20 protein-coding genes and 1 pseudogene are annotated in these 17398 nt (G+C 65.9%); 5 read left to right on the forward strand and 16 right to left on the reverse strand.

Annotated elements, in window-relative coordinates; genetic code table 11:
- The first annotated feature begins 187 nt into the window (after positions 1-187).
- On the forward strand, positions 188-1078 hold the full coding sequence (locus ACFTS5_RS25420; RefSeq protein WP_378635492.1) for a fructosamine kinase family protein: 891 nt from the start codon (positions 188-190) through the stop codon (positions 1076-1078).
- 106 nt (positions 1079-1184) lie between these two features.
- Here ACFTS5_RS25420 and ACFTS5_RS25425 read toward each other — a convergent pair whose 3' ends face one another.
- From ACFTS5_RS25425 to sdhC, 9 genes and pseudogenes are all read right to left on the reverse strand, one after another.
- Positions 1185-1694, reverse strand: a complete 510-nt coding sequence (locus ACFTS5_RS25425) for a hypothetical protein (protein WP_378635495.1) — start codon at positions 1692-1694, stop codon at positions 1185-1187.
- A gap of 142 nt (positions 1695-1836) precedes the next feature.
- Positions 1837-1965, reverse strand: a pseudogene (locus ACFTS5_RS25430) (succinate dehydrogenase iron-sulfur subunit); the annotation flags it as partial.
- 9 nt (positions 1966-1974) lie between these two features.
- The gene (locus ACFTS5_RS25435; protein ID WP_378635498.1) at positions 1975-2490 is read right to left on the reverse strand and encodes a hypothetical protein; all 516 of its coding nucleotides are present in this window, start codon (positions 2488-2490) and stop codon (positions 1975-1977) included.
- Between the two features lie 7 nt (positions 2491-2497).
- Complete coding sequence (locus tag ACFTS5_RS25440; RefSeq protein WP_378635500.1) at positions 2498-2851, reverse strand: DUF6973 domain-containing protein; 354 nt, start codon at positions 2849-2851, stop codon at positions 2498-2500.
- Positions 2745-3701, reverse strand: coding sequence for a WXG100 family type VII secretion target (locus ACFTS5_RS25445; RefSeq protein WP_378635821.1), 957 nt, complete (start codon positions 3699-3701; stop codon positions 2745-2747). Before ACFTS5_RS25445 ends, ACFTS5_RS25440 begins: the two co-directional genes overlap by 107 nt.
- A 321-nt stretch (positions 3702-4022) precedes the next feature.
- The gene (locus ACFTS5_RS25450) at positions 4023-4793 is read right to left on the reverse strand and encodes a succinate dehydrogenase iron-sulfur subunit (protein WP_378635503.1); all 771 of its coding nucleotides are present in this window, start codon (positions 4791-4793) and stop codon (positions 4023-4025) included.
- On the reverse strand, positions 4793-6544 hold the full coding sequence (gene sdhA, locus ACFTS5_RS25455; protein WP_378635801.1) for a succinate dehydrogenase flavoprotein subunit: 1752 nt from the start codon (positions 6542-6544) through the stop codon (positions 4793-4795). Before sdhA ends, ACFTS5_RS25450 begins: the two co-directional genes overlap by 1 nt.
- 34 nt (positions 6545-6578) lie before the next feature.
- On the reverse strand, positions 6579-7013 hold the full coding sequence (locus ACFTS5_RS25460; protein WP_194826025.1) for a succinate dehydrogenase hydrophobic membrane anchor subunit: 435 nt from the start codon (positions 7011-7013) through the stop codon (positions 6579-6581).
- Between the two features lies 1 nt (position 7014).
- On the reverse strand, positions 7015-7419 hold the full coding sequence (sdhC, locus tag ACFTS5_RS25465; RefSeq protein ID WP_266296386.1) for a succinate dehydrogenase, cytochrome b556 subunit: 405 nt from the start codon (positions 7417-7419) through the stop codon (positions 7015-7017).
- 290 nt (positions 7420-7709) lie between these two features.
- Here sdhC and ACFTS5_RS25470 point away from each other — a divergent pair, with 290 nt between their 5' ends.
- From ACFTS5_RS25470 to ACFTS5_RS25480, 3 genes are all read left to right on the forward strand, one after another.
- Complete coding sequence (locus ACFTS5_RS25470) at positions 7710-8111, forward strand: cytidine deaminase (RefSeq protein WP_378635507.1); 402 nt, start codon at positions 7710-7712, stop codon at positions 8109-8111.
- Positions 8112-8138: 27 nt separating this feature from the next.
- The gene (locus ACFTS5_RS25475; protein WP_378635510.1) at positions 8139-9425 is read left to right on the forward strand and encodes a thymidine phosphorylase; all 1287 of its coding nucleotides are present in this window, start codon (positions 8139-8141) and stop codon (positions 9423-9425) included.
- Between the two features lie 128 nt (positions 9426-9553).
- Positions 9554-10651, forward strand: a complete 1098-nt coding sequence (locus tag ACFTS5_RS25480) for an adenosine deaminase (protein ID WP_378635512.1) — start codon at positions 9554-9556, stop codon at positions 10649-10651.
- Positions 10652-10787: 136 nt separating this feature from the next.
- Here the strand turns inward: ACFTS5_RS25480 and ACFTS5_RS25485 are convergent, their stop codons facing one another.
- The 5 genes from ACFTS5_RS25485 to ACFTS5_RS25505 are packed head-to-tail and all read right to left on the reverse strand — an operon-like array spanning position 10788 to position 14230.
- A complete protein-coding gene (locus ACFTS5_RS25485) occupies positions 10788-12026 on the reverse strand; it encodes a primosomal protein (protein ID WP_378635515.1) in 1239 nt (412 codons plus the stop codon).
- Between the two features lie 14 nt (positions 12027-12040).
- A complete protein-coding gene (locus ACFTS5_RS25490) occupies positions 12041-12400 on the reverse strand; it encodes a YbaB/EbfC family nucleoid-associated protein (RefSeq protein WP_378635517.1) in 360 nt (119 codons plus the stop codon).
- Positions 12397-12750, reverse strand: coding sequence for a hypothetical protein (locus ACFTS5_RS25495; protein ID WP_101464284.1), 354 nt, complete (start codon positions 12748-12750; stop codon positions 12397-12399). The genes ACFTS5_RS25490 and ACFTS5_RS25495 overlap by 4 nt, the downstream gene beginning before the upstream one ends.
- Positions 12747-13901 (reverse strand): NlpC/P60 family protein, encoded by a 1155-nt coding sequence (locus tag ACFTS5_RS25500; RefSeq protein ID WP_378635520.1) that lies wholly within the window; start codon positions 13899-13901, stop codon positions 12747-12749. Before ACFTS5_RS25500 ends, ACFTS5_RS25495 begins: the two co-directional genes overlap by 4 nt.
- Complete coding sequence (locus ACFTS5_RS25505) at positions 13898-14230, reverse strand: hypothetical protein (protein WP_378635523.1); 333 nt, start codon at positions 14228-14230, stop codon at positions 13898-13900. The genes ACFTS5_RS25500 and ACFTS5_RS25505 overlap by 4 nt, the downstream gene beginning before the upstream one ends.
- A gap of 146 nt (positions 14231-14376) precedes the next feature.
- On the opposite strand from ACFTS5_RS25505, the gene upp reads away from it, so the two are divergent.
- Positions 14377-15000, forward strand: coding sequence for a uracil phosphoribosyltransferase (gene upp / locus ACFTS5_RS25510; RefSeq protein WP_378635525.1), 624 nt, complete (start codon positions 14377-14379; stop codon positions 14998-15000).
- A gap of 1 nt (position 15001) precedes the next feature.
- On the opposite strand, the gene ACFTS5_RS25515 is transcribed toward upp, so the two are convergent.
- Together ACFTS5_RS25515 and ACFTS5_RS25520 are read right to left on the reverse strand one after the other, a co-directional pair.
- Positions 15002-16510 (reverse strand): phospho-sugar mutase, encoded by a 1509-nt coding sequence (locus ACFTS5_RS25515; RefSeq protein ID WP_378635528.1) that lies wholly within the window; start codon positions 16508-16510, stop codon positions 15002-15004.
- On the reverse strand, positions 16511-17290 hold the full coding sequence (locus tag ACFTS5_RS25520) for a purine-nucleoside phosphorylase (RefSeq protein ID WP_378635530.1): 780 nt from the start codon (positions 17288-17290) through the stop codon (positions 16511-16513). It abuts the gene before it with no gap.
- Positions 17291-17398: the final 108 nt, after the last annotated feature.

Below are 17398 nucleotides of genomic sequence, written 5' to 3' on the forward strand. Positions count from 1 at the left end.
CGGTGCGCGGACTTCGCACCGTGATGTGGAACACGTTCACCACGATGAAACCACGTCGACACCGTTTATGAACAGTGTTTAGTAATACCTGTTCACAAACTGGCTCGATGGGCTCGGGACGCGTGGTCCGGACCTGGGATCCTCCGATTCGCTGACCACCACCGGCCGTCCTGGGCAAGATGGCGGCGTGGACCTGCCGTTTCTGCGTGCGCACCCGCACCTGCTTCCGACGTTCCTCGCTCACCAGCGGCTGCGCACGACGCCCGTAGCGGGTGGGTCGATCAGCGTCGCCGAGCGGATCGCGCTCGACGATGGGACGCATCTGTTCCTGAAGACCTGGCCCGGTGGGGTGTCCGCCGCCCCGACCGCCGAGCGGGCGCCCGCTCCGTCCGGACTCTTCGCGGCGGAAGCGCAGGGGCTGCGCTGGCTGCGAGAGGCCGGTGGTGTCGCGGTGCCGGAGTTGTACGCGCAGACCGATGAACTGCTGTTGATGCAGTGGGTCGACCACGCCGAGCCGACCGCCGTCGCCGCCGAACGATTCGGTGCGGGATTAGCGGTGACCCACAATGCGGGCGCCCCCGAATTCGGCGCTGCCGCCGCGGGTTTCCTCGCCAGTCTGCCCCTCGACAACACCCCCGGCGAGGACTGGCCCACCTGGTACCGCGAACGCCGAATCCTGCCGTACCTGAAGCTCGCCGTCGACGCGGGCGCTCTCGACCCCACCGACGCCACCGACATCGAATCGATTCACATCGAAGCCCCCGACGAAGCCCCTGCCCGAATCCACGGCGACCTCTGGCCGGGCAACATCCTCTGGGGCCCCTCCGGCACCCCCTGGCTGATCGACCCCGCCGCCCATGGAGGCCACCCCGAAACGGACCTGTCGACCCTGTCCCTCTTCGGCGGCGCCCCCTACCTCCCCCGAATCGTCGCCGCCTACAACGACGTCCACCCCTTGGCCCCCGATTGGCAAACCCGCATCCCCCTCCATCAGCTCCATCTGCTCCTGGCGCACGCCGTCCTCTTCGGCCGTTCCTATCGAACCGCCGTCTTGGACGCGGCTTCCCATTACCGCTAGTGCGTATGACGGGACATGTTGTGTCAGCACGAGGTAGGGGTACTGGTTGTCAATAGCGAAGGCCACCAACATCATTCGATGCTGATGGCCTTTGTCGGTCAGGTGTTCAGATCGGCGACGGCTCCTGTCGCCGTATTGCGGGCAGGACTCGGGGTGCCGATCGGGTCGCCCATACTGCGAACCCGATGTAGAGCGCCTGTTCCGGGATTCGCTGCCACAGGGGCGATGCGGGCTCGCCCGCGAACGGGATGTCGTTGAGGGCCGCATAGATGTTGGCGGGCAGGAGCAGGAGGAACAGCGGCACCAGGGCCCAGCCCGCGATCCACCTCGCGCGGGTGAGGATCAGGCCGAGCGCGGCGAGAAGTTCCAGGACGCCGCTGGCCAGGACCATGAAGCCGGGGAACGGGACGAAGGGCGGGATCATGGCGACCATGTCGGCGTAGTTGGGCATCACGGTGACGCTCGCGGGCATGAAGTGCGCGGTGCCCGTCATCACCAGCATGACGGCCAGCGCGTGGGCGGCGCTGGCGGACCACGAGGCGAATCGGGTCACGCCGAGCGCTCCGAGCGTGCGAAAGACGACGAGCGAGCCGACCAGGGCGACGAGGGTGATCATTAGTACTCCCAGAATGGATACTGACACTATCTACTATGGATAGTAACACTATCCACCCTGTCGTCATTCCCCGCAAGTGCCGACGAACGACAAAGGCCGCCCACACCTTTCGGTGCGGACGGCCTGTGTAGCGAGAACGGTGTCAGCGGGTGAAGAGCAGGGCCCGCTTGACTTCCTGGATCGCCTTGGTGACCTCGATACCACGAGGGCACGCGTCGGTGCAGTTGAAGGTGGTGCGGCAGCGCCAGACACCTTCGACGTCGTTGAGGATGGGGCCTGGCTATTCGCCACCGCCGATATCGAGTACCCAGACGGTGTCGTTTGTCGGGTAGCCGCGCTCAATAGCGCGCGGTGTCACAGTCGCGGTAGGTGTCGAGAACGCACCACTTGTCGCTCCGTTGCGGGGTTGCTGATCGTTGAATGCGTAGACCACCTTCCCATTGCTGACGAAGACGTGCATAGTGACGTCAGTGCTGCGTGAGCGGTTCACCCATTCTATATCGCCAATTCCAACAGTATCATTTACGCGTTCTGGAGAGGCGTCGCCGGTGAAACTGTACAGTTTATCCCATTCTTCGACGGGCACGCCCGTATTTCGAACGACGTCACCCAGTTTCGAACTGTTATGTGATGCCAGCAGTTGGGAGAATGGTGCATCCCAGCCGGTTGGCTCCGAAGCGACCTCAACTGATTCTCCCGCATTCAACGAATCGCAGCCGGTAAGCGTTGTTGCGCTTGTGCCAAGCACAAGCGTGGAAACAGCTATCCACCTCATCGCCATCGCTTTAATCTCCACTCTATGCTCAGGAATTCGGCCTGTTCGGGGAAGGGTTGCTGTTCGGCAAGGGCGTTCCTGGTAAGAAGATTGGATTCCGATCGAATTCTTCGGAAACAACCGAGGAGCCTGGTTTTACATCGCCGGTCCAGGCCAGATTTTGATCGCGATCGATGAGGACCGTATCGCCATCATCTACTGCCTGCTGGACCAACTCCCGCATCTCGGCGGAGCTTGCCTGTGGGTTTGCCGCGCCGATCTTACGTCCGACTTCGTTATTGTGCAGGTCCATCGCTTCGCGAACTGCAGCATTGTCTGCTCGTCCCTCGTGTTTGGTCGCGTATTCTTGGGTCCACTCTGCACCGAACTCCTGGGTCATCATTGCATTCCAGTATGTGTGCCTGTACGCGTCGACATGACTGACTGTCCTGTGTAGCTATGCCGGGGTAAGCTTCCTCGGCGGCTGCCGATGCTTCATCGGAAAGAATGAGAAAACGCGCCTGATCTGCGAGACTGAGATTGTTCAGCATCTCCGCTTCGCTTTGTGTGACATCCTTGGGATCGATTGATCCCAACGTGAGGACTTGGAGCGTCGCGGCCAATGCGCCGTCTGGCCACTTTGTCATACCGGCCGGATCTACGCCTGTCTGGTAGCTGAATTTGATCTGATCTAGCTCGGCGTTCGGTGGAATCGGAACCTCGGAAAAGATTTTGTCGATCGCCGTCCGCGCGTCTTCCGCTGACTGCGCTGCATTGGCAAGCGTCGTCTTCACTGAGACTTCATGCTGCCATGCCAGCTTCCGTGCGATCGCGAGGGCGGTCGTGAGGTTCTGCTTGTCCTCGTTTATCAGCCAAGCTATGAGCTCTTCAGAATAGTCAACGGAGCCATCTTCGCTCACTGTGAGTTTCAAATCCTCTGCGGCCGATATTGCGTCGACGGCCGCAGCTTTGGCAAAACTGAGAATTTGGGCGACGGATCGCGTGGCTTTGTGTGAGTCTTCAAATGCTCCAACCACCTTAGAAAGAGAGGTCCGCGCTTCGTCGCCTTTGGCTCGCATCGCGTCACCGGCGGGTCCTTGCCAGAAGCCCGGCGAATTGGACATTTGGGTGGTTATCGCCGAATGCTCATCAGTGATCAATCGAGTGCTGGCCGCCCACTCGTCCGCCTGACTGGTCAAGGCATCGAACGACCAACTCTTGATTTGTGACACGGTGGGCGGGGTCGAGGTCATCGTGGACCGTTTTCCAGGTTCTGGAAATCAGCGACCTGGCGTTGCTGCTGAGCTTGATACTCAGCCAGACTGTGCGTCGCGGAATTATTGATCTCCACAAGCTGTCCTCCGACACCACGAAGGCTTGCACCCCCACGCCACCCGGCCTTCATGTACGTGTGGCCGAGTCCGGATCCTGGAAGCGCTGCCTCTATCGCTGCGATGAAGCCGCTGGTAGGCACTCTTCCGAGGGCTTCTTGTGATGCTGTGAGCGCGCCGATCAATAGCACTGGCCGCCCGCATCTCGGATGCAGGCGGCCAGTGACGTAAAGACGAGAAGGGTCAGCGGGTGAAGAGCAGGGCCCGCTTGACTTCCTGGATCGCCTTGGTGACCTCGATACCACGAGGGCACGCGTCGGTGCAGTTGAAGGTGGTGCGGCAGCGCCAGACACCTTCCACGTCGTTGAGGATGTCGAGGCGCTCGCGGGCGCCTTCGTCACGGCTGTCGAAGATGAAGCGGTGGGCGTTCACGATCGCGGCCGGGCCGAAGTAGCTGCCGTCGGTCCAGTACACGGGGCACGACGTGGTGCAGCAGGCGCACAGGATGCACTTGGTGGTGTCATCGAAGCGGGCCCGGTCGGCCTGGCTCTGGATCTGTTCACGGGTGGGCTCGTTACCCGAGGTCATCAGGTACGGCTTCACCGCGCGGAACGCGTCGAAGAACGGCTCCATGTCGACCACGAGGTCCTTCTCCACGGGCAGGCCGCGGATCGGCTCGACGGTCATGGTGAGGGTCTTGTCGCCCTTGGGCAGCATGTCCTTCATCAGCACCTTGCAGGCCAGCCGGTTCACACCGTTGATCCGCATGGCGTCGGAGCCACACACACCGTGGGCGCAGGAGCGCCGGAAGGTGAGGGTGCCGTCCAGGTAGGACTTGATGTAGATGAGCACGTTGAGGAAGCGGTCGGTCGGCAGGACCGGCACCTGGAACGTGTCCCAGTGCGCGCCCTTGTCGTCCTCGGTGCTGAACCGGGCGATCTTGACGGTGACCATGACCGAGCCCTCGGGGACCGGCGCCGGCTTCTGCTTGGTGGGTTCGATAACAGCAGTCATCAGTACTTACGCTCCATCGGCTCGTAGCGGGTCTGCACCACCGGCTTGAAGTCGAGGCGGATCTCGGAGATGAGCTCCGGGCCCTCCTTGTACGCCATCGTGTGCCGCATGAAGTTCACGTCGTCGCGGTCCGGGTAGTCCTCGCGAGCGTGGCCGCCACGCGATTCCTTGCGGTTGAGCGCACCGACGACGGTGACCTCGGCCAGCTCGAGCAGGAAGCCCAGCTCGACGGCCTCGAGCAGGTCGCTGTTGTAGCGCTTGCCCTTGTCCTGCACCGTGATCCGGGTGTAGCGCTCCTTGAGCGTGTGGATGTCGGTGAGGACCTTCTTGAGGGTTTCCTCGGTGCGGAACACGCCCGCGTTCGCATCCATCGTGGCCTGCAGCTCGGTGCGGATGTCGGCCACGCGCTCGTTGCCGTGGTCGGACAGGATCAGCTCGAGCCAGTCCATCACCATCTGCGACGGGTTCTCCGGCATCTCGGTGAACTCGGTGCGGTTGGCGTACTCGGCGGCCGCGATGCCGGCGCGACGGCCGAACACGTTGATGTCGAGCAGCGAGTTGGTGCCGAGACGGTTCGCGCCGTGCACCGACACGCACGCGCACTCACCGGCGGCGTAGAGGCCGGGGACCACGTCGGTGTTGTTGCGCAGCACCTCGCCACGGATGCGGGTGGGGATACCGCCCATCACGTAGTGGCAGGTCGGCATGACGGGCACGAGCTCGGAGACCGGGTCGACGCCGAGGTAGGTGCGCGCGAACTCGGTGATGTCGGGCAGCTTCTCCTCGAGCACGTCGGCGCCGAGGTGGGTCACGTCGATGTAGACGTAGTCCTTGTTCGGACCGGCGCCGCGACCCTCGGCCACCTCGAGCACCATCGAGCGGGCGACGATGTCACGCGGCGCGAGGTCCTTGATGGTGGGGGCGTAGCGCTCCATGAAGCGCTCACCGGAGGCGTTGCGCAGGATGCCGCCCTCACCACGCACAGCCTCGGAGATGAGGATGCCCAGGCCCGCGAGGCCTGTCGGGTGGAACTGGTGGAACTCCATGTCCTCGAGCGGCAGGCCCTTGCGGAACACGATCGCCATGCCGTCACCGGTCAGCGTGTGCGCGTTCGAGGTGGTCTTGTACATGCGGCCAGAGCCGCCGGTGGCGAACACGATCGACTTCGCGTGGAAGATGTGGATGTCGCCGGTCGACAGCTCGTAGGCGACGACGCCGGTGGCGACGGGGCCACGATCGGACTCGGTCATCACCAGGTCGAGCACGTAGAACTCGTTGTAGAACTCGACGTCGTGCTTGACGCAGTTCTGGTAGAGCGTCTGCAGGATCATGTGACCGGTGCGGTCGGCGGCATAACACGCGCGACGCACGGGCGCCTTGCCGTGGTCACGGGTGTGGCCACCGAAACGACGCTGGTCGATCTTGCCCTCGGGCGTGCGGTTGAACGGCAGGCCCATCTTCTCCAGGTCCATGACCGCGTCGATGGCCTCTTTGGCCATGATCTCCGCGGCGTCCTGGTCGACGAGGTAGTCGCCACCCTTGACGGTGTCGAAGGTGTGCCATTCCCAGTTGTCTTCTTCGACGTTGGCCAGTGCGGCGCACATGCCGCCCTGGGCCGCGCCGGTGTGGCTACGGGTCGGGTACAGCTTGGTCAGGACCGCGGTGCGAGCGCGCGGGCCGGCCTCGATCGCCGCGCGCATGCCCGCGCCACCGGCGCCGACGATGACCACGTCGTAGCGATGCTCCTGAATCGGACGGGATTCACTCATGCGAGGTGGCCTGTTCCTAACCTGTGATGTTGGGGTCGAAGGTGAAGATGACGTACGTGCCGACAGCGACGACCAGGACCATCGAAACCACGAGAATGGTCTTGAGCCAGAACCGGGTGGAGTCCTTGCGCGAGTAGTCGTCGATGATGACACGCAGACCGTTGCCGCCGTGCAGCTGAGCCAGCCACAGCATGGACAGGTCCCAGAACTGCCAGAACGGGCTGGACCAGCGACCGGCCACGAACGCGAAGTTCAGGCGGTTCACGCCACCGTCGATCATCAGCATGATGAACATGTGGCCGAGCACCAGCACGATCAGGAACAGGCCCGAGATGCGCATGAACAGCCATGCGTACTTCTCGAAGTTGCCGTTCGACTTGCCACGCGGCGAACGCGGGGAGTCGAGGCTGGCCGGGCGATCGTAGGACTTGCCGAGGACAGGTGCAGACATATCAGTGCTCCGTCAGCAGGTAGAAGAACTGGCGGCCGACGCCGGCGGCGGAGACCAGAACCCAGATGGCGAGCACGATCCACAGCATCTGCTTCTGGAATCGCGGACCCTGGGACCAGAAGTCGACCAGAATGACCCGGACGCCGTTGAGGGCGTGGAACAGGACGGCGACGACGAGACCCATCTCCATCAACGCCACGATCGGGTTCTTGTAGATCGCGATCGAGTGGTCGTAGGTGTCCGGGTTGACCCGGACCAGTGCCGTGTCCAGCACATGGACGAAGAGGAAGAAGAACAGCGTGACACCGGTGATCCGGTGCAGCGCCCACGACCACATGCCAGGGTCGCCGCGGTACAGCGTCTTCCGCTTCGGCTGGGCCGGAGCCGGAGCTTCTATCGTGGTCATAGAGTGCGGTGCCTCCAACGTCGTTGATGGACCCGGTCACAGATCCGACGCCGGCATGCGTGGAGAGGCAAATGCCCAGGTGGCTGCGCTGTATTCTCGAGCGCTGGCCCGCCGCCGGGAACCTGAACCGATCTTCGGTGAACTCTAATCCCCTCTGTTTCGCGGAACTAATTCGGCGTGCCGCGCGTTGCGCGTAAAACAGGCGAGTTAGGTTTACCTTTCTCGATGCCGGATACTGGTGTTCCGGCCTCTGTTTCCCGGTGTTCGGCGGGATCGGCTGGAGGTTATCGATGCCCGAAATCGACTGGAATACGTTGCATGACATGGCAATTCGGGCAATGGGGTCGGCGTACGCCCCGTACTCGGGTTTCCCCGTCGGCGCCGCTGCTCTCAGCGCGGATGGCCGAATTGTGAGCGGATGCAATGTGGAAAATGTCTCATATGGGCTAACCCTGTGTGCCGAATGTGTACTCGTCGGTAACTTATTCGCGTCGGGCGGCGGCCGTCTCATCGCCGTCTCGGTGACCGATTCTCGCGGCGAAATCCTGATGCCGTGTGGGCGCTGTCGTCAGCTGCTGTTCGAACACGGCGGGGGCGAACTACTGGTGGACCACGCCGACGGCCCGAAGCCGCTGTCGGAGCTCCTGCCCTACGCCTTCGGACCGGATGATCTGGCGGCCGGGAAGCAGTAGTCGGTCGGCAGTGCCAGACTGGGCGCCATGACGGCACTGGATGCGGTTTCGGTCATTACTGCCAAGCGCGACGGCGGCGAGCTGTCCGACGCGCAGATCGACTGGGTGGTGGACGCGTTCACCCGGGGGATCGTCGCCGACGAGCAGATGTCGGCGCTGGCCATGGCGATCGTGTGGCGGGGGATGACCCGGTGCGAGACCGCCCGGTGGACGACGGCGATGATCGGGTCGGGTACCCGGATGAACTTCACCGACCTGCCGCGACCGACCGTCGACAAGCATTCGACCGGTGGGGTCGGCGACAAGATCACCCTCCCGTTGGCTCCGCTGGTGGCCGCGTGTGGGGCTGCGGTGCCGCAGTTGTCCGGGCGAGGGCTCGGGCACACCGGTGGGACGCTGGACAAGCTCGAGTCGATTCCCGGGTGGCAGGCCGATGTGACGGTGCCCCGGATGCGCGAGATCCTGACCGACCCGGCGATCGGCGCGGTGATCTGCGCCGCGGGCGCCGATCTCGCCCCCGCCGACAAGCGGCTCTACGCGCTGCGGGATGTGACCGGGACGGTCGAGTCGATTCCGTTGATCGCGAGTTCGATCATGAGCAAGAAGATCGCCGAGGGGACAGCGGCGCTGGTGCTGGATGTGAAGGTCGGCTCGGGTGCCTTCCTCAAGACGCTCGACGGCGCTCGGGAACTCGCCACCGCGATGGTCGAGCTCGGGCGCGATGCGGGTGTGAAGACCGTCGCGCTGCTCACCGCGATGGATACACCGCTCGGGCGCACCGCGGGCAATGCGCTGGAAGTGGCCGAGTCGGTGGAAGTTCTCGCTGGTGGGGGGCCTGCGGATGTGGTCGAGCTGACCTTGACGCTGGCGCGGGAGATGGTCGCGCAGGCGGGGTTGCGGATCGATCCCGCCGATGTTCTCGCTGACGGTCGGGCGATGGATCACTGGCGCACGATGATTCAGGCGCAGGGCGGTGACCCGGACGCCGCGCTGCCGGTCGCGCGGCACAGCGAGATCGTGCGGGCGGAATCGAGCGGGGTGCTGACCAGGCTCGACGCGATGGGGGTGGGACTCGCCGCGTGGCGGCTCGGTGCGGGGCGTGCTCGGCAAGGGGAGAAGGTGCAGGCGGGGGCCGGCATCGAGATGCATGCCAAACCGGGGGACTCGGTGGTGGCGGGTCAGCCCTTGTTGACGCTGCACACCGATACGCCGGAGGCGTTCGCCGGGGCTTCGGCTGCTCTCGCCGATGCTGTGACGATCGATTCCGCGCCCGACGGTAAGCCAGGGGAGCTGGTGCTCGGGCGGATCGAGTAGGTGCGAGCCGCTGGGGTCGCGCACGCCGGATGGCCCGCAACAGTCCTTTGCGGGACGGACAATCAACGAGACGGTTGCCACGTGGGGACTTCGCTGCCGGGATCGGCGCGGGCCGCTACCGTCTATACATGACTGGACCGGCGCCCCTTGACCTTGCTTCGATCCGACGCGCACCGAAGGCCTTGCTGCACGATCACCTCGATGGTGGTCTGCGGCCCTCGACGGTGCTAGAGCTGGCCGCTGATTGCGGTTATGACGAATTACCCGCTTCCGATGCCGAGAGTCTGGGGGCGTGGTTTCGTGACGCCGCCGACAGCGGATCGCTCGAGCGGTATCTGGAGACGTTCGCGCACACGGTCGCGGTGATGCAGACCCCGGAGGGTTTGCGCAGGGTGGCGCGGGAGTGCGCGATCGATCTCGCCGCTGACGGGGTCGTGTACGCGGAGGTGCGGTTCGCCCCCGAGCAGCACCTCGAAAAGGGCCTCACGCTCGACGAGGTTGTCGAGCACACTCTCGCGGGGTTCCGGGAGGGTGAGGCGATCGCGGCGGAACAGGGCAACGTCGTTCGGGTGACGTGCCTGCTCACGGCGATGCGGCATGCGGCGAGGTCGCGGGAGATCGCGGAGTTGACCGTGCGGTTCCGGGACGCCGGGGTGGGCGGGTTCGACATCGCGGGCGCCGAGGCGGGATTCCCTCCCACCCGGCACCTGGACGCGTTCGAGTATCTGCGAGCCAACCACGCGCACTTCACGATTCACGCGGGTGAGGCGTTCGGCCTGCCGTCGATTCACGAGGCGCTGGCGTTCTGTGGCTGCGATCGGCTCGGCCACGGAGTGCGCATCACCGACGACATCAGCGTCCCGGGCGACATCGAGGACGCCCAGCTCGGCCTGGTCGCGAACTATGTGCGCGATATGCGGGTGCCGCTGGAACTGTGTCCCTCGTCGAATGTGCAGACCGGCGCGGTGCCCTCGCTGGACAAGCATCCGTTCGACCTGCTGGCCCGCCTGCGCTTCCGGGTCACCGTCAACACCGACAACCGCCTGATGAGCGACACCTCCATGAGCGAGGAGATGCTCAAGCTGGTGGACACCTTCGGCTACGGCTGGAGCGACCTGGAACGCTTCACCATCAACGCCATGAAGTCGGCCTTCATCCCGTTCCCGGACCGGCTGAAGATCATCGACGAAGTGATCAAGCCGGGTTACGCGGTACTACTCGGCTAGGCTGTCCCGCCTCTCCGCGACTTCTAGCCAGACTCGGGTGCGTTACCGGTAGCGACGCGGCTACCGGTAACGCTGGAGTCGGGTTCGCCCGTCCCCGGTGAGTTACCCATGTCCTCACTGCCGACTGCGGGACCTCTTATTCGCTGACGAGCCGCGCTTCGAACGCACGCTGCAAGTCGCGGAACTGCTGGGCCTCCGACGCATACGGCGGGTTCGGCGCCATCCGGTTCGGATCCGGGTTGAGCAGGTACGAGACGTACCAGCCGAGCGGGTTCGACTGCGCGAGAGCCGTTTCCACGCTGTCGTCATCGGCGTAGTCGGCCGCGTCGCTGAACAGTTCGACCGCGAGATCGAGCTGTTCGATATCGACCGCCTCGGGGCCCTCGGCCAGATCGTCGACCAGACCGGTGAGCACGTAGACGTTCTCGTCGGTTACCTCGACCTCGAGCGAACCGTCCACCGCCGCGGTCTGCACCTCGGCGTAGGTCGACACCCGCGACAGCTCGTGCTCGTGATCGTCGGCCAGGTAGCGGGCCAGTGCGCGCTCGGAACCGAAGACGGTGATGGTGCGGCCGTCACCGAGGAAGATCGGCTCGTCGTCGAGGTAGCAGCGCAGGGTGAACTGCTCGCCGTCGGAGGTGACGATCTTGACAGGGTCGATGCCGACCTCGTCCCAGAAGGATTCCTCTTCGTCCTCGTCGGCGGCGGAGAGGTCGACGTTCTCGAACTCTTCCTCCTCCTCGGCGACATCGTCGGCGTCGACCTCGTTCTCCTCGGCCGCCAGCAGCTCCGCCTCGGCGACGGCCACCGCGGCCGCGTCGACGTCGGGTGTGCTGACGACGCTGTCGATCGCGTCGAGCACGTCGTCCCAGCCCTTGACGATCGCGGCACCGACCTGGTCCCACAGCTCTTCACCGTCGCGGCCGACGAAGGTGCTCGCCCCGCTGGCCAGCGCACCGAGTACCGGGTTGTTGCCGAAGAACTTGGTCACCACGTCGAGCTCGCACACCTCGGCGATATTGCGCACCATCGCCAGGGTGTCCTCGAGCTCGCCGACGACGTCGACGTCCGGGTCGCCCGCCGCCAGTTCCGGCACGGAGACCAGATCGAAGCTGAAATTCTCCTCCGGCTCCAGCTCAGCGGCCGAAAGTCCGGCGATGACCGCCCAGGACGGGTGGTCGACGAGGTCGTTGTCGGAGTTGGTGCGGATGAACGCCGCCAGCTCCGCAACGGACTCGAATCCGTAGAGGTCGTCCTCGTGACCGAGGAACGCCTCCCACTCGTCGTCACCGTCGCGCCAGCGCGGTGCCCACAGGGTGACGAGATCGCCATCGGTCAGACCGAGCTCGATCGGGACGATGTCTCCAGAAGCCATGACGCGAAGCCTAGCTAGCTCGAGCGCCGGGCACTATCCGGCCCGGGTGCTAATTGCCCGTCGGGCTGTGCACTCGGGCCGGCGAGCGATTCGTTCAGTGTCGCAATGATGTTGGAACGTGCCTCACCGGCGGTCTCGGTGGCCTGTTTGCAGGCCGACAGGATGAGTGCGGCGGCCTCGGTGGGCGCCAGCGTGGTGATGGCTTCGTCCAGCGTCAGGGCGACGAGGGCGCCGTCGCTGTTCACCTCGGCGGTGACCAGCCCGTCCTCGGTGGTGAACCGCCCGTTGACCTGCTTCAACCCGTACAGCGCGGCCTCGAGCGCCTCGAGCTTTCCGGTGACGCCCGCGACCAGGGCATCCATTTCCGCACTCACAGTGGCCTCATCCAGCTCGTCTGACCGGTGTCTGCGTCGTCGATGCGATCGAGCTCGTCGACCGCCTGACGCCGGGTGGGCAGGTTCATCTTGTCGAGCAGTTCATCGGGAATCTGCGCCTGCTCGCTGTAGACCTCGCGCAGCCGAGCCGCGGCGGCGATGGTCGAGCGCCGGGTCAGGCGCAGAATCTCGTCGGCCAGCGCCTGAGCGCCGAACTGGTATTCGCTGCGTTCGAACTTGAGCGCGATCGGCAGACCCATGCTGGTCGCGCGGACCGAGATCGTGCCGGAGCGGTTGGTGCTGACCGCGGACTCCACATTGGGGACCTCGGGGATCGGCGTGCCGCTCATTCGGTAGGCCTGTAGAAGCCGTAGAACTCCATGCCACTGTTCTCCGTTCGGATGGAACTGATCGAAACCGGATCGCCCGCCTCGACGAGCTGCCCGTTGCCGACGACCATGGCGACATGGCCGTCCCACACCGCCAGATCGCCCGGCATCAGGTCACCGGGGGACACCTGAGGATTGCCGATGTGCTGTTCCTGCGCCAGCCGCGGCAGTTCGACCCCGGCCTCGCCGTAGGCGTACTTGGTGAGCCCGCTGCAGTCGATGCCCGACTGGGGGTCGTTGCCGCCCCAGACGTACGGGGTGCCGACGGCGCCGATGGCCGAGCGGACCGCGGTCGCGGCCTTCTCGTTGGGCGCCTCGACGGTGCTGCCGTCGGGCAGGGTGATCTTGACTCCGGTACCGGACCCTGTCGACGAACCGGCCGATGACCCCGTCGATCCGCCCGTGCCCGCCGAGGTCCCACCGGTAGTGGTCGACTTCGAGGTACTGCTGCTGCTGCTGTTGCTGCCGCCCATGGCGGTCGACAGGCCGGAACCCATGGCGCTGAGCACTGTGCTGCCGGTGCTCGCCGCGGTCGAGAGCAGGCCGGAACTCGACGCCGAGGACACGAGGTTGCTCGCGCCGGACGAGACGCTCGCCAGCGACGTGCTCGACGGGGCGGGGGTGAGTTCCTGGATCGCGGCGGTCTGGGTGCCGAGTTCGTCCTGCACCCGGCCGACGACGCCCATGCCCTGACCGATGTGGTCGATCGCCGAGCTCACCACGGCGGTCAGACCGGCCGGGGTGCCCAGGGTGGGGCTGAGCGCGGACACTTGCGACAGGAACGAGTTGACGATTCCGTCGAGCTCTTTCTGCCCGGTCTCCACATAGGCCGCGGCCTGGTCGACGACGGTCGCCATCTCGGTGCCGTTGTCGCTCAGGGTGGCCGAGGAGGTCTGCACGCGCAGCGCCTTGGCGGTGGCAGCGTCGACGGCCTGGCCGTCCCACGCGGTGTTCACGTTGTTGATGCTGTTGCGGCCCTGTTGATAGATCTGGTCGAGGTTGGTCGAGGTCGAGCGCAAGCCGTCGGACGCGCCGCCGGTGCCGAGTACGCCGGTGCCGAAGCTCGACAGCAGATCGAGGAGGGGCTGAGCCAGGCCGGTGAGGTCGATCATGCTTCGGTACCGATGTCGCCCGCGGCGGCGGTGAGCCCGGCCGCGTTGTTCAGGTCGGTCTCGACGAGGGTGGTCGCGGCGCTGGCGGTGGCCAGCCCCATGCTTCCCATGACCGCCGACAGCTGGGCGATCGACGCCACGTGACCGGCGTGCGCGGCGGAGTAGGCGGCGGTGAAGTCGCCGCCGATGAGGCCCATGATGGGGCCGAGCAGGGTGGGGTCGGAGGCAGCCGAACCAGCCGCCGCCGTGGCCAGTTCCGTGGCCATCACCTCAGCAGCTGCGCTGTACGCGACGATGCCTTCGGCATCGGCCGACATTTTTTTCGTCATCGAACTTCCCCCAATCCTCGAGTTCCCGGGCAGAGTACGTCACTCAGTATCTTGGACGCACCGACTCCGCATTCGGTTCCCTACTACCGCGAAAATTTCCCCAGCGGTCGTAGGCGCGAAGCGCCAAGCGACCCTATCGTCTTTTCATGCGCACCGACACCGTCGATCATCCACTCGCCGCGGCCCTGCTCAGCACCATGCGGGACGCCCGGACCGACAACGCCACTTTCCGCAATGCTCTGGCCGATCTCACCGGCATCCTCATGTACGAGGCGCTGCGCGACGCGCCGGTGGTGCGCGAGCCCATCGACACGCCGGTCGCGGTCACCGAGGGCGTCCGCCTGGCGGCGCCCCCACTGCTCGTTCCGGTGCTGCGCGCCGGGCTCGGCATGGTCTACGCCGCAGCCGAACTCGTGCCGGAAGCCCGCGTCGGCTTCGTCGGCATCGCCCGCGACGAGCAGACCCACGAGCCGGTGCCGTATCTCGAGTCGCTGCCCGCCGACCTCACCGGTCTGCCCGTCTTCGTCCTCGATCCGATGCTGGCGACCGGCGGTTCCATGCGCCACACGATCGAACTGCTCGTCGCCCGCGGCGCGACCGACATCACCGCCATCTGCGTCGTCTCGGCCCCCGAAGGCGTTGCCGCCCTCGCGGACTCGGGCCTCCCGGTCCGCCTGATCACCGCCGCCATCGACGAGAAACTCAACGAGAACGCCTACATCGTCCCCGGCCTCGGCGACGCGGGCGACCGCCAGTTCGGCCCCCGCTGAACTACTCCTCGCCTGCTGCCAGTGACCGGCAGAACGTGGTGAGCTGGGAGAGACGCTGGGCGGTGAGCTGTTTCGCGTCGCTCAGGTCGTCTCGGTCGGCGACCGGGGCGAATACCTCCAGGTAGCACTTGAGCTTGGGTTCGGTGCCCGAGGGGCGGACGACGATGCGGAAGTCGTCGGCGTCGAAGATCAGTGCGTCGGTGCGGAGTCGGCCGCGGACCTGCGCCTGGTCGGTGAATTTCACCGGGGTGCCCGCGATGTCGCTGGGTGGGTTCGCGCGCAGGGCGGCGACCAGCACGCTCGCGGCGGCCTGGTCGGGTAGACGCAGGGAGACCTGGCCGCCGGCGTGCAGACCGAATTCGACAGCGTAGGAGTCGAGTTCGGCTTGCAGCGTGGTGCCCTGAGCCTTCAGCAGGGCGACGAGATCGGCGGCGGCCACCGCGGCCGAGATGCCGTCCTTGTCGCGGACCTTGGACGGGTCGACGCAGTGTCCGATGGCCTCCTCGTAGGCGTAGACGAGTCCGTCGCCCGCCCTGGCCAGCCATTTGAAGCCGGTGAGGGTCTCGGCGTAGCGGGCCGAGCGCGCGGCGGCCAGCTTCGACAGCAGGCGTGAGGACACGATGGTCGTGGCGACCAGCGGGTCGGTGGGGTGCGTGCGCAGCACGTAGTCGGCCAGCAGCACACCGGTTTCGTCGCCGCGCAGCATGTGCCAACCATCCGGGCCCGGCACTCCGAGCGCGCACCGATCGGCATCGGGATCGAGGGCGATCGCCACGTCGGCATCGACCCGCTCGGCCAGCGCGAGCAACAGATCGGCGGCGCCCGGCTCCTCCGGATTGGGGAAGGAGACGGTGGGGAAGTCGGGGTCGGGAGCGAACTGCTCCTCGACCACCCGCACATCGGTGAACCCGGCCGCGGCCAGCGCGCGCACCGCGAGCTCACCGCCGACCCCGTGCAGCGCGGTCAGCGCGATCCGCACATCCGCCCGTTCGCCGGGACCGCCCAGCAGCCGGGGCAATTCCGCGACGCGCTCGAGATAGCGATCGACCAGGTCGGCACCGGAGGTCGAGACAGCTTCCCGTGCGACAGGTTCGACAACCGCCTCGATGCGCTGCTCGATCTCGCTGTCGGCGGGCGCGATCAATTGCGACCCACCGTCGAGGTACACCTTGTAACCGTTGTCGGCAGGCGGATTGTGCGAGGCGGTGATCTGCACCCCCGCCACCGCACCCAGCTCACGCACCGCGAACGCCACCACCGGAGTCGGCACCGGATCCGGCAGCACCGTGACGGGAAAGCCCGCGGCAGTGAAGATCTCAGCGGTCGCCGTGGCGAACTCCGCCGACCCGTGCCGCGCGTCGCGCCCGACCACTACCGCGCCACCGCCGAGGCAGCGTTCGCGCAGCCAGTCGGCCAGCCCGGCGGTGGCCCGCGACACCGTCGTCACGTTCATCCCGTCCGGGCCCTCACGCAACGGTCCACGCAGGCCCGCGGTTCCGAAGCGCAGCATCTACACGCGCTCCAGAATGCCGCGCAGCAGCTTGCCCAACCGGGGCGCCGCGGCTTGCCCCTCGGCCAGCACCTCCGCATGCGAAAGATGTTCGCCGGTAACGCCCGCGGCCAAATTGGTGACCAGTGAGATGCCGAGCACCTTCGCGCCCAGTGAACGTGCCTCGATCGCCTCGAGTACCGTCGACATACCGACCAGGTCGGCGCCGATGGTCGCGAGCATGCGGATCTCGGCGGGCGTCTCGTACTGCGGGCCGATGAGCCCGGCGTACACACCCTCGGTCAGACTCGGATCGATTTCCCGTGTCAGCGCCCGCAATTCGGGATCCCAGGCATCGACCAGGTCGACGAATCGCGCGCCTACCAGCGGGGTGCGCGCGGTGAGATTGATGTGGTCGGCGATCAGCACCGGCTCACCCACCTGCAGGCCCGCCCTGAGCCCACCCGCGGCATTGGTGAGCAGCACGATCTCGGCGCCCGCCGCGATCGCCGCGGTCACCGGGTGCACCACCTGCTGCGGTGTGTAGCCCTCGTAGAGGTGCTGACGGCCCATCAGCAGCAGCACGTTGTTGTCGTTCACGGTGACCGAATGCACCATGCCGCCGTGCCCCTGGGCACTGGGTTTGCCGAAGCCGGGTAGCTCCGTCATGGGGATCGAGGCACGCGGCGCGCCGATCTCGGCTGCTGCCTCCTGCCACCCCGATCCCAGCACCACGGCCACGCGATGACGCGGCACTCCCGTACGTTCGGCAATCGCCGCAGCGGCCTGTTCGGCAGTCATGAGCTGAGTTTATTGGAGCGCTGGCGCGCTCGAGTTCGCGGCCGAGGGTGTCCCGACGATCAGGTGCCGTTGCGTTGAGCGTGGGGGGCGTCGCCACCGGCCCGGTTT

It is taken from the genome of Nocardia sp. NPDC056952, assembly GCF_042674185.1.
GTDB lineage: Bacteria > Actinomycetota > Actinomycetes > Mycobacteriales > Mycobacteriaceae > Nocardia.